At 53.5% G+C, this 11,706-nt stretch carries 9 protein-coding genes; 4 read left to right on the top strand and 5 right to left on the bottom strand.

What is annotated here, in order from left to right; all coding sequences use genetic code 11:
* Positions 1 to 584 precede the first annotated feature (584 nt).
* Positions 585 to 1,712 carry an alanine racemase gene (locus tag DHN43_RS22370; protein WP_108820100.1) on the bottom strand — a complete coding sequence of 376 codons (1,128 nt, stop codon included), beginning with the start codon at positions 1,710 to 1,712 and terminating at the stop codon, positions 585 to 587.
* 284 nt (positions 1,713 to 1,996) lie between these two features.
* On the opposite strand from DHN43_RS22370, the gene DHN43_RS22365 reads away from it, so the two are divergent.
* On the top strand, positions 1,997 to 2,371 hold the full coding sequence (locus DHN43_RS22365) for a carboxymuconolactone decarboxylase family protein (RefSeq protein ID WP_057466242.1): 375 nt from the start codon (positions 1,997 to 1,999) through the stop codon (positions 2,369 to 2,371).
* A 72-nt stretch (positions 2,372 to 2,443) separates the two neighbouring features.
* Here the strand turns inward: DHN43_RS22365 and mgrA are convergent, their stop codons facing one another.
* The 4 genes from mgrA to erpA form a co-directional block, all read right to left on the bottom strand.
* Positions 2,444 to 3,502, bottom strand: a complete 1,059-nt coding sequence (mgrA, locus tag DHN43_RS22360; protein ID WP_108820099.1) for an L-glyceraldehyde 3-phosphate reductase — start codon at positions 3,500 to 3,502, stop codon at positions 2,444 to 2,446.
* Between the two features lie 113 nt (positions 3,503 to 3,615).
* Positions 3,616 to 4,398 (bottom strand): exodeoxyribonuclease III, encoded by a 783-nt coding sequence (gene xth, locus DHN43_RS22355; protein ID WP_108820098.1) that lies wholly within the window; start codon positions 4,396 to 4,398, stop codon positions 3,616 to 3,618.
* A gap of 191 nt (positions 4,399 to 4,589) precedes the next feature.
* Positions 4,590 to 4,829 (bottom strand): hypothetical protein, encoded by a 240-nt coding sequence (locus DHN43_RS22350; protein WP_108820097.1) that lies wholly within the window; start codon positions 4,827 to 4,829, stop codon positions 4,590 to 4,592.
* A gap of 212 nt (positions 4,830 to 5,041) precedes the next feature.
* Positions 5,042 to 5,383, bottom strand: coding sequence for an iron-sulfur cluster insertion protein ErpA (gene erpA / locus DHN43_RS22345; RefSeq protein ID WP_108820096.1), 342 nt, complete (start codon positions 5,381 to 5,383; stop codon positions 5,042 to 5,044).
* 316 nt (positions 5,384 to 5,699) lie between these two features.
* On the opposite strand from erpA, the gene DHN43_RS22340 reads away from it, so the two are divergent.
* The 3 genes from DHN43_RS22340 to DHN43_RS22330 all read left to right on the top strand — a co-directional run bounded on the left by DHN43_RS22340 (position 5,700) and on the right by DHN43_RS22330 (position 11,668).
* Positions 5,700 to 6,917 carry a deoxyguanosinetriphosphate triphosphohydrolase gene (locus DHN43_RS22340; protein ID WP_108820095.1) on the top strand — a complete coding sequence of 406 codons (1,218 nt, stop codon included), beginning with the start codon at positions 5,700 to 5,702 and terminating at the stop codon, positions 6,915 to 6,917.
* 90 nt (positions 6,918 to 7,007) lie between these two features.
* Entirely contained in the window at positions 7,008 to 8,762 is a 1,755-nt protein-coding gene (gene argS / locus DHN43_RS22335) for an arginine--tRNA ligase (RefSeq protein ID WP_108820094.1), read from the top strand.
* A gap of 80 nt (positions 8,763 to 8,842) precedes the next feature.
* Positions 8,843 to 11,668 carry an SPOR domain-containing protein gene (locus tag DHN43_RS22330; protein ID WP_108820093.1) on the top strand — a complete coding sequence of 942 codons (2,826 nt, stop codon included), beginning with the start codon at positions 8,843 to 8,845 and terminating at the stop codon, positions 11,666 to 11,668.
* Positions 11,669 to 11,706: the final 38 nt, after the last annotated feature.

Raw genomic sequence — 11,706 nt, 5'->3', positions numbered from 1 at the left:
TGACATTGACTGTACGCTTCAAGTGGGGCCGCATCTTGATTTATGTCAATTCCGAAATGGCTGGCAGACCTGCAAAAAATGCAAGGCAGAATTATACAAATGCATACATTTTGGATATTGGGCGGCCAATTGTGGGTAGTGATATAACTCGCTCAAGTTGTGTGCGTTGCGAAGAGGTCTGGAATGGATCTAATCCTATGAGTTTACTTATGAAATTACGTGTTTAGAGGCGCGAATTTTGTGCGTTTGCGAAACAGTGCAACAGGGCGCCCGCATTTTCACTTAGTCGCGCTCTAAGTACATTATAGTAAGTATAATGTAGGTAGGTCAATTTTGCATAGCTGATATGCGATGTTTGAAATATTAGTGGTGGGCGTGGAAAATCGACTTTTGCGGTTCAGGGCAGCACCTGAAGGTGGCCAAAAAGACTCAATTTCACCACAAATCTTGATTGGTAAACGGTGATATCCACGGGAGATTCAGAGGGCCGCAATTGGAAAAAACTTTTGCCAATCAATTTCCTAGTGCGACAATCTGTAGGGCTCAATGAGATGTGACCGATGTAATTGATGGAACGGGTTGACCTACCACCTGTTACAGCGCGGCCACCACTCTCCTTCATGGTCCCCATCGATCATATGGTACCCCTCATAGGCGGCGACAGTCATGCAAGAATGGTTGGGCAGAACACGGAGCTGTGATCCCAGAGGGTACAATTCGAAGGGAAGAGGGCTTCCGTCTCTGGTGGTGATGTAGCCATGCTCCTGGCTGACACCTTGCACGTGGAGCAGCGGGTCGATGTGTCCGTCTGCATCGCTTAGCAGGCCGAAACCGCAGTCATTGCTTTGGCTTGCGCAGGAGCGGTCTTTGGAGAGTGCCAATCCGCCAGCATCTACGACGATGCGGTTGAGGTGTGGGGCATGGCTGATGATGCTGGTGAGTACAGTTGCAGCCACATCTTCCATGGCGCACATGCCAAGGTTGGCCTGAAACACATCCTGAAACACGTAAACCCCTGCACGAACATCAGAAACTCCATCAAATGATGTTCCGAAGAGGGCTGTTGGTGTGGAGCCGATGCTGACGTGCGGGCAGGGCAGGCCTGCTTCCAGAATGGCGCTTTTGACTGCAAGTGTTGCTGTGCGCTCCTGTTCCGCTGCGGCTTCCAGCTCCTGCTTGCCGTTTGCTGCATAACTCACGCCGCCGCCGTGGGCCATCACGCCGGCGAACTCAACGTTAGATGCGTTTGCAAGTATTCTGGCGACATCTACCACGCGCTTTTGATCTGCCTGCACGCCGGTGCGATGACCGTCCACATCGACCTCCAGATAGACGCGGAGCTTTGGGCCATCCAGCGTCATGGTAGCAAGGTGTTTTGCCATCTCGGTACTGTCCAGACAGATGGACATTTGAGCGCCTGCGCGGTTGAGGTGCATGATGCGTTCCATCTTCTGCGGGATGATGGAGACGGCATAGAGGATATCTTTGAGGCCAAAGGAGGAAAAGTACTCTGCTTCCTTCAGCGTGGAGACGGTCCAGCGGTCTGCACCGTGCTCTTGTAGTATCCGGGCGACATCGATGGATTTGGCTGTCTTGAGGTGCGGGCGCAGCGGGACGCCGATCTGTTTGAACCTGTCTGCCATGCCTTTGATGTTTCGGCGCATTGCGGTTTCATCAAGCAAAAGGCAAGGGGTTTGAAGGTCTTCAAGCATTCAGCGGCTCCGCAGTCCAGTGTGTTCCTCGTAAAAATGCCTAGCAGATCTGAGACGGAATAAACAGTAGGTGCCGCCGGTTTTGTAAGGGGCCTCTCTTTTCTTACAATTTCAGCTTCTTAGGCGGTCTGGCCAGCCCAAGGTACAGGCTGGGCTGAAGGTGCTGCAAAGCGAGTATTTGCGGCAATCACCTCAACTTCTCGGTGATTAACACACCGATTTTCAAGAGGAGGCAGGTAGGCAAGTCTGACTGGCGGTTGTTTATGGCTTGAGGAGACTGGCTTATGAATGCGGAGAAAGTCCTGAGTATTTTAAATCCCGAACTGAAGAAGAAGCTTGCTGATAAATATGATGCTGCGGTGCCCGGTATGTCTGAGAGTGTGGTGGACTGGGCCTACGATAAGCATTATGGCCGGGAAGGGGTTGACCTGAAGACCCGGCAGTTGTGCAGCATTGCGGCTTTGACAGCGATGGGCGGCCATACAGGGCCGCAACTTGTCATGAATATTGAGCACACGCTGAACTCAGGAGCACGCCCCTCCGAGATCCTTGAAGTCATCTGGCAAATGGCGGTCTATGCAGGCGTACCCGCCGCCCTGAACGGCCTGAACACAGCAATCGCGTATTTTGAAGAGAAGGGGCTGGATCCGCGGTCTTAAAGGAATTTCCTCGACCTCTCATCTGGAGTGCGAACCTGACGTCCGCACTCCATTTGTCTTTGTAGGCTTTTACTAGTTCTTCGCGGGGCGGGATGGGCCTTCGCGTTCGGAGGATTGGGCCCAGAGGTTGATGTTGGCTTCTGTGGCGTACTGATCGATGGCGGTCAGTTCGTCCTCTGTGAACTCCAGATTGTTGATGGTGGCTGCGCAGTCGATCACCTGCTCCTTGCGGCTTGCGCCGATCAGAGCTGAGGTGACGCGGCCTTTGCGCAAGACCCAAGCCAGAGCCATCTGGGCCAGTGTCTGCCCACGGTTCTCGGCAATCTCGTTCAGCGAGCGAATGTGGGTCAGCGTGGTCTCGTTGAGGAAGCTTTCCTGGAAAGAGCCGACGTGTTTGCCCGCGCGGCTGTCCTGTGGAACGCCGCCCAGGTATTTGTTGGTCAGCATGCCTTGCGCCAGAGGGGAAAAGACGATGGAGCCGATGCCTTCTTCTTCCAGCGTGTCGAGCAGGCCGTCCTCTTCCACCCAGCGGTTGAGCATGGAATAGCTTGGCTGATGGATCAGGCATGGGGTGCCCAGTTCCTTCAGAATTTTCGCTGCTTCCCTGGTGCGTTTGGAGTTGTAGGAGGAGATGCCCACGTAGAGCGCTTTGCCCTGACGGACGATCTGGTCGAGGGCCATCATGGTCTCTTCCAGTGGTGTGTCCGGATCGAAGCGGTGGGAATAAAAGATGTCGACGTAGTCCAGCCCCATGCGCTTCAAGGACTGATCGCAGCTGGCCATGAGGTATTTGCGGCTGCCCCATTCGCCATAAGGTCCCGGCCACATGTCATAACCTGCTTTGGAAGAGATGACGAGCTCGTCGCGGTATCCGGCAAAGTCGGTGCGCAGGATCTCACCAAAGGCGGTTTCCGCACTGCCTGGAGGCGGGCCGTAGTTGTTGGCAAGGTCGAAGTGGGTGATGCCCAGATCGAACGCTGTGCGGCACATTTCGCGTTTGGTTTGATGTGGGGTGGTTTCACCGAAGTTGTGCCAGAGACCGAGGGAAATGGAAGGTAGCTTGAGGCCACTCTTCCCGCAGCGGTTGTACTTCATGGTGTCATAGCGATTTTCAGCTGGTTGCCAAGCCATCAGATGTCCTCCCAGACTTCTGTTTATTTGTTTTGGATGGAAAAAATAAGGAGGGCTGGTGGCGCGGTCGCCACCAGAACTTTTGGAGGGTACGCTCAAAACGAGCGCGGTATTTAAGCGGAAAGTTCAACCCAGACCGGGACGTGGTCTGATGGTTTTTCCCAGCCGCGGACGTGTTTGTCGATGCCAACGCCCTGCATGATGCGGGCGGCTTCTGGTGAGAGCAACAGGTGGTCAATACGGATGCCGTTGTCGCGCTGCCATGCGCCTGCCTGATAATCCCAGAAGGTGTAGGTTCCCGCATTGCCGTTAGTGGCGCGGACGGCTTCGGTGAAGCCGAGGTTGAGCAGGGCGCGGAAACGCTGGCGACTTTCCGGGCGGAAAAGGGCATCACCAACCCAAGCCTCTGGCTTCTTTGCGTCTTCCGGCTCAGGAATGACGTTGTAATCGCCAACCAGCAGGAAGGCTTCTTCCTTTTCCAGCTGCTTAACTGCGTGCTTGTGAAGGCGATCCATCCAGCGCAGCTTATATGGAAACTTTTCGGTCTCTACCGGATTGCCGTTTGGCAGGTAAAGGCAGCCCACGCGGATCGGCTCGTTGTCGCCGGCGATAACGGCCTCGATATAGCGGGCTTGCTCGTCTTCATCTTCACCCGGCAAACGGCGATTAACCTCCTCAAACGGGCGTTTGGAGAGGATTGCGACGCCGTTGAAACCTTTTTGGCCGTGGGTTTCCAGATTGTATCCCAGCTCCTCAAACGGAGCGCGTGGGAAGTTCTCATCAACCGATTTAATTTCCTGAAAACAGGCGACGTCCGGCTGTTCTTCTTCGAGCCATTTGAGAACCGTTTCTAACCGCGCTTTGACGCCATTAATGTTCCAGCTTGCGATTTTCATCGGGTTTCCCTTCGAGAAAGCAGTGAGGTCAGAGCTCTGCGCATCAATGCATTTGCAGCAGTCGCTCTGGCTGCTTGGTCTATATGTGTCTTGATTTGTTCTAGCACGGTGTCCGAGGAGGGCAAGGCAGGCAGGTCAAGTGTGTGTGGATGAGGCCTTGTCGGGCGTTATCGGGTAATCCTGAGGCCGCTTTACTTGGCTTTCTGATCCAAAAGCCTTTTGAGGTACTCAAGGATAAAGGCCAGCGCAATGAGTTGTCCGCCGATTGCAAATGAACTCACAAGGACGGATGACTGGGTCACAAACTGATCAGCGGTGTAAGCAAAGACGCCAAAATGCCAGTTCGCTATGATTGATGTTGCGATCTGCAGCACGCCAATACTCAGGAGTGCATTAACAACCAATTTGTGCGCGTTTTGAAAGGACAGCATGAGGCTTCTCTGAGGGTGTTTGCGTGGAAGGGAACAAGTTCTACGCGGAACGAGGATAACTGTTTTGCGTTGAAATGTGCGTTGGTTTGAAAGGAATGCGGGAAAGTTGCGTTCTTATGGGGCGGGGCTTTGAGGCTGGTAGGGCGTGGTTGCTTTGGGATGCATTCACGCCCGCTTTTTAACTTATTCCCCTGATGTGCGACTAGCTTATCTTAGATGGAGAAGCTTGTGCCGCATCCGCAGCCTGCGGCGGCTTGAGGATTTGAGATCTGGAAGGACTGGCCCATGAGATCTGTTACGAAATCAATTTGCGAGCCTGCCATATATTGCAGGGAGATTCTGTCGATGAGAACCGTTGCGCCGAGTTTGGCGAGGACGAGGTCGTCATCTTCCTGTTCTTTTACGATGTCATACTTGTATTGAAAACCGGAGCAGCCGCCACCTTCGACAGAAATGCGGAGCATGCTGCCATTGGTTTCTGTTTCCAGTATCTGGGCGACGCGTTTTGCGGCCTTGTCGGTCAAGCCGACGGTATTTTCAGGGGTCTGGGTCATAAGCTCAGTCTTGTTTCGGCTTGCGTACTTTCTTTAAAGCTGTTTGCTTTTGGTTTGGGCTGCTTAAACAGCTTTAAAGATTATTTATCTGCGTATTCTTATCCGAAAACCGGTAGCCACTTTTCGGGAATGCGCTTTGCCTTATAATTTAGGTGGTCTCCATGGTAATTTCCATAGTATTTTATTGCTAAATTACATTTGGCTTGGGAAAGCGGTTGTTTACAGGGCTTTTACATCTGTTATGTCATTGCTGTGATACGAAAATCGCAGGGAATGACCTGGGCATTTTCTGATTGTAAGGGGTGGGGGATAAAGAATGGTCAAGACGTTAGGATACGGTGCTCAGCCACGGGCGGAGTATGCTGTTGATCCGGAAGTCAGCCGTGGCCGACTTTTTCCAGAACCGGAAAGCCCGACACGCACGCCGTTTCAGCGCGATCGTGATCGTATTATTCATAGTGCAGCTTTCCGCCGCCTCAAGCACAAGACGCAGGTCTTTGTGTACCATGAGGGCGATCACTTCCGCACACGCCTGACGCACACTATTGAGGTCTCCCAGATTGCACGCTCGCTGGCGCGTGCGCTGCGGCTGGATGAGGATCTGGCCGAGTGTCTGGCGCTGGCGCATGATCTTGGACACACTCCGTTTGGGCATGAGGGCGAGGACGTGATGCATGAATGCATGGCGGACTATGGCGGGTTTGACCACAATGCCCAGTCCCTACGCATTGTGACGGACCTTGAACGCCGGTATGCGGAGTTTGATGGCCTCAATCTGGCGTGGGAAACGCTGGAAGGGCTTGTGAAGCACAATGGACCGCTGACGGATCGATCCGGTGCGCCTTGTGGCAAGCTTGAAGGCAAACATCTGCCGTTTGCTGTGAGCGAATATGCCAAGCATCAGGATTTGCTGCTGTGGTCGTGGCCGAGTGCAGAAGCGCAGGTGGCAGCGATTGCAGATGATATTGCTTATGACGCGCATGATCTGGATGACGGACTGCGGGCTGGGTTGCTTAGCTTTGAGGCCATGAAAGTGGTGCCGTATCTGAAGCGTATTTTAGACGAGGTGGATGGGAAATATCCCGGTCTTGAGGATGCGCGGCGTATTCATGAGATTGGGCGCAGATGTATCACCGGCATGGTAGAGGACGTGATTGCGGAGAGTATTTCGCGAATTAATCAGGTTTCTCCCAAGAAATGCGGGGATATTCGTGATGCAAATGGTCCTGTTATTGCCTTTTCAACTGAAATGGCGCGAGAAGAGCGCGAGTTGAAAGAATTTTTGTTTGCCAATCTGTACCGGCACGAAAGTGTTCTGGCGGTTCGCAGGAAGGTTTCCAAAGTGGTGCGGGATTTATTCCATGCCTACTTTAAGGCACCGGAAAGAATGCCAGAACCATGGGGTACGGGACTGAAAGGCGAGGGTGATGATGTGAAGGCCCGCAGGGTTTGTGACTTCATTGCAGGTATGACAGACCGTTATGCCATAGACGAACACCGACGATTATTTGACGATACCCCAGAACTGGGGTAATGCGCCAATTCAAACACTATTAATTCATGGAGTTTATGTGGGGCTGCGGCTTCGCAAAACCCTGTGAGCTGTCAAACTAGGCTATTAAAAATGAACATCTTTGCAGACTTCGCCGAAAGGGTAAACAGTGTAGTCAAGGGTCTCGACCTTGCTGCTGACGCGCCGGAGCTGGATCTGCGACGAGTGACTGTTGAACCTCCTCGGGATGCTGCTCATGGCGATCTGGCGACCAACGCTGCCATGGTGTTGGCTAAACAGCTGAAGATGAAGCCGCGTGATCTTGCCGAAAAGATTGCAGAAGGCCTGCGTGCCGACAGTGAAGTTGATGCTGTTGATATTGCCGGACCAGGCTTCATCAACATCCGCGTAAACAAAGCTATATGGGAACGCGTGCTGGCAGATGTTGTTGCCAAAGGCAATGCGTTTGGTAGTGGCAGCCGTGGTGCCGGTTTGAAGGTGAACGTGGAGTATGTATCCGCGAACCCGACCGGACCGATGCATGTGGGCCATACACGTGGTGCTGTTGTGGGTGATGCGCTGGCAAGCCTGTTGCAGTTTGCCGGTTATGATGTGACCCGTGAATACGTGATCAACGATGCTGGCTCCCAGATTGATACTCTGGCGAAGTCCGCCTTTCTGCGTTACCGCGAAGCACTGGGTAAAGACATTGGGCAGATCCCTGAGGGCTATTATCCGGGCGAATACCTTATTCCCGTCGGCAAAGCGCTGGCAGAGGAATATGGTGAGCGCCTGAAGGATATGGGCGAGGGCGAGCGCCATGCTTTGCTCAAGGGCTATGCCGTTGACAAGATGATGGATCTGATCCGTGAAGACCTGAGTGCTTTGAACGTGAAGCACGACGTGTTTTTTTCTGAAAAGACCATGCACGGTCAGGGGAATGCTATTGATTTGACGCTGGATGCTCTACGTCAGCGCGATCTGGTTTACACTGGGACTTTGCCACCACCAAAAGGCGAAGTGCCTGATGACTGGGAAGACCGTGAGCAGACCCTGTTCCGCTCCTCCAACTACGGTGATGACAGTGATCGTGCGCTGGTGAAGTCTGATGGCAGCTACACCTACTTTGCCGCTGACGTTGCTTACATGCGCGACAAGATCGAGCGCGGGTTCAAAGAGATCATCTTTGTGCTTGGTGCGGACCATGGCGGCTATGTGAAGCGTCTGGAAGCAATCGGCAATGCGATCTCCGGCGGTGATGTGGATGTGATTGTGCGTCTGTGTCAGCTTGTGAAGCTCTTTAAGGGCGGTGCTGAGTTCAAAATGTCCAAGCGCTCTGGTAATTTCATCACCCTTCGCGATGTGGTTGATGAAGTGGGCGTAGATGCGGTACGCTTTATGATGCTCTATCGTAAGAACGATGCGCAGCTGGACTTCGATTTTGACAAGGTGAAAGAGCAGTCAAAAGACAATCCAGTGTTTTATGTTCAGTACGGTCACGCTCGGTGTCATTCTGTGCTGCGACAGGCTGCCGGAGAGCTGAATTGGTTCTCCAACACAGCTGAAGAGTTGCAGTCTGCAGATTTTGCACAACTTGAAGATGAGGGTGAGCTGGCACTGATCGCGAAGATGGCTCAATGGCCTCGAATTGTAGACGGAGCCTCAGAAAATCACGAGCCGCATCGCATCGCGTTCTATCTTTATGAGCTGGCCAATGCGCTTCACAGCCACTGGTCTCGAGGCAAGGAAAAGCCGCAATTACGCTTTATTAATGATAAAACGCCAGAATTAACCAAAGCTCGACTCGCGTTAGTTTACGCAGTTTCACAGGTAATAGCTTCTGGCCTCAATGTTTTGGGTGTCACAGCACCAAATGAAATGCGCTAGCGCCTGAGCATAGTTGATAGAGTACTGGAGGTTCGCGGTGGGGATTGCGAGCCTCTTATTTAAGGGAAAACACCGCTGCAATGACCAATCGCTCCAAGTATCCGGGTCCGGGTGAGGTTTCTGCTAGGCAAACGGCAGGCGATGAACCGCAACAGTGGGCAGGCGATCAAGATCCGCTCGTAGAACTTGCCAGAATTGTCGGGGAGAGCGCTGCTCAGTACCGTCCTAGTTCTCGCGTAGAAAGCGAAGTCTCTGACCGTCCGCTGTTTCCAAAGACTGATGAGCGCAGTGTAACTGCCGATCATGCTCCACAGCATGGCTCTCAGGACGCCACGTTGGCCGATGATTATTCAGTGGGTGCAGCTGAAGTGAATGAGCCTGCATCAACTCAAGATTCATTTGCGGCTCTGGATGCTGTTTTTGCATCTCCAAAAAACTCCGCGTCACCTGCACATGCTGATCCGTTTGCGGATTTGAGCGCTGCTGCATTGTCTGCTGGTGCGCCGAGTGAGGCTGTTGACTATGTCAGTGACCTTCCACCGGTTCCAAAAGCGGCGGCTGTGCCTGAAGCAAAGCCAGTTCCTACGCCTGCACCTGTGCGCCAGTCTGTGACTGCTGCTGATGTGACTGCAGAGCCGGAAATGGATGATATTCTTTCGCGCGATCTTGAAGAGAGCCTTGTGGCTTCTCTCAATCAGTCTCAGGTGGAGCGTGAGCAGACGTCTCGTCCTCAGCGGTCCGTGAGCCGTGCGACACCGACGCTAGATGCTGTTGGTGCACGGGATGTACGCCCTGAGCAGACTTTGCGTGAGCGTCTTGAACGCCGCACAGCGGATGCTCCACGTGCGGTTGAAACACCGCGCGTTGCCGAGCCTGCTGCGCCTGTACAAAATGTGGCGTCTGCTTCGCCGAGAGCTCTGGATGAGCTTTCCCAGAGCGATTATGACAGCTGGCGCGCCGAGCGTGCTGCAGAACGTGCAACTGCAGCAGCAGCTGCCAAGCCTGTTCAGCCTGCACCGACACCAACGTCTGCGATTGAAGAAGCTCCTGCCGCACCTCAGTTGCGCGGCACGCATGATGATGTGGCACCTGCTGCTGACCCTGTTTCATTTGAACCGGATATGACAGCGTTTGCGATGGACACCGGTGCTGAGCTTGAAGGGGAGCACATCAGCGCTCCTGAAGTGTCTGCACAGGAAACGGTTATTCCTGCCAAGCATCTTGAAGAAGCTTTGTTGGCTGAGTTCAGTCTTGACGAGGAAGCGCAGCCAAGCGTTGTTGCTGAACCTGTTGCGCCTCAGCCTGTGCGAAATGTTGCGCAGGACATTGAGGCGAGCGTTGATGACATCTTTGCAGATGAAATTGCGCAGGAGCCGCAGCCAGAACCAGAGCCGGAAGTTGAAATCGGCCCTGAAGTTGCTGCTGAGCTGAATGAATTTGAGCGCATGAGTGCCGGTTTTGAACAGGTTGCTCAGGAAATCGATCCATTTGCCGTTGAAGGTGATGATGCCTGGCAGCTGGACGAAAGCGTTGCCAACGATACGTCTTTGGATGAAATGTCCTGGCCTGCTGCTGCTGAAAAGCTGGCGCAGACGGAAGCTGCTCATCAAGAGGCAATGAACGCAGCGAAAAAGCCTGGTGAAGAGCAATCTCCTCCTCCTGGCGGATATGATCTTGATGCTGTGGCGCAGGCTATGCGCAAAGAAGATCCGAGCCTTGATGGCGGTGTTCTTCCGCAAGCTGTGCCACGGGTTTCTGTTGATGTTCCGATTGAAGCAGAAGAGAACCGCAGTGGCGGTATGCGCAAAGGCCTGATGGCTGCTTCGCTCATTGGCGGTATTGTTGTGGTTGGCGGTGCCGGTCTGTTCCTGTTCGACTTCGGTGGAACAGGTGGAGATGCTACTCCGCCACCGATTATTCGAGCTGATGCCTCTCCAATGAAGGAGGTTCCATCTCCTTCTGCGCAGCCTAAGAACGACACAGCAAAAGTCTTTTCTCCGGAGGAAGCGTCTCAGCCAGTCACTGGCGAGAAGATGATTCAGCGTGAAGATGCAGCTGTTACACCATTGCCGCCAGCATCCAGCGAAACGGATACTGCAAAGTCCAGCGTGTTTGATGTGAACCCGACGAAGAAGGTGCGGACCGTTATTGTTCGTCCTGACGGGACCATCGTTCAGCGGGCTGGTACGGAAGCCAATGTGTCTGCACAGCCTCGTGTTGTCACAAGCAGCACTGTGCGCAACAGCAATCCGCAGAATACGGGTAGCACCACACCAGCGGCGACGTCTGGGCAGTGGGATCCACTTCCGGGTGAAACCCAGAGTGCAAACCAGCAGGCTGCAGCTGTACCAACAACCACCAGCTTGCAGGATGCGTTTGCGAATGCTCCGGTGGCAACGCGGACCGAGACGCGTAATACGCTTCTGGGTGTGAGTGTTGTGCCTCAGTCCAAGCCGTTTGTTGTGGCGTCTGCCAATACAGGCAGCGGTACTGTTCGCTCCAACACACTGACGCCGCTGCAGCCGCAGCCAACGTCTCGTGCCAGCAACGCACCGCTGAACCTGACTGGAAACCAGAATACGCAAACAGCTGCTGTAAACCCGCAGGCAATTGCTCCAACTCCGACACCTACCGAAGGTGTTGTTGGTGAGATTCCAGGTGGGACTTACATTGTGCAGGTGGCTTCTGTGCGCACTGTTGAGGATGCTCGTGGTCAGATCCGCCGCTACAACAGCCGCTATCCAAACCTGATGGCTTTGGTGACACCGGTGATTACGCGTGCTGATCTTGGCGACAAAGGCATTTACTACCGCATTCAGGTTCCGTTTGATGGTCCGACCAGTGCAAACACCTTCTGTGGTGAGTTTAAATCTGCTGGTGGTGACTGTTACGTTCGCCGCAACTAAATACGCTTTCCCTTTTCAGGGACTACGCTTTGGAGCTT

It is taken from the genome of Pseudovibrio sp. Alg231-02 (assembly GCF_900143565.1).
Classification (GTDB): Bacteria; Pseudomonadota; Alphaproteobacteria; order Rhizobiales; family Stappiaceae; genus Pseudovibrio.
This window is presented reverse-complemented; position numbering and strand designations above follow the sequence as displayed.

Coding starts and splice junctions, on each gene's coding strand:
- DHN43_RS22370 (WP_108820100.1), bottom strand. CDS start 1,712: ATGCTTGAAGACCTTCAAACCCCTTGCCTTTTGCTTGATGAAACCGCA.
- DHN43_RS22365 (WP_057466242.1), top strand. CDS start 1,997: ATGAATGCGGAGAAAGTCCTGAGTATTTTAAATCCCGAACTGAAGAAG.
- mgrA (WP_108820099.1), bottom strand. CDS start 3,502: ATGGCTTGGCAACCAGCTGAAAATCGCTATGACACCATGAAGTACAAC.
- xth (WP_108820098.1), bottom strand. CDS start 4,398: ATGAAAATCGCAAGCTGGAACATTAATGGCGTCAAAGCGCGGTTAGAA.
- DHN43_RS22350 (WP_108820097.1), bottom strand. CDS start 4,829: ATGCTGTCCTTTCAAAACGCGCACAAATTGGTTGTTAATGCACTCCTG.
- erpA (WP_108820096.1), bottom strand. CDS start 5,383: ATGACCCAGACCCCTGAAAATACCGTCGGCTTGACCGACAAGGCCGCA.
- DHN43_RS22340 (WP_108820095.1), top strand. CDS start 5,700: ATGGTCAAGACGTTAGGATACGGTGCTCAGCCACGGGCGGAGTATGCT.
- argS (WP_108820094.1), top strand. CDS start 7,008: ATGAACATCTTTGCAGACTTCGCCGAAAGGGTAAACAGTGTAGTCAAG.
- DHN43_RS22330 (WP_108820093.1), top strand. CDS start 8,843: ATGACCAATCGCTCCAAGTATCCGGGTCCGGGTGAGGTTTCTGCTAGG.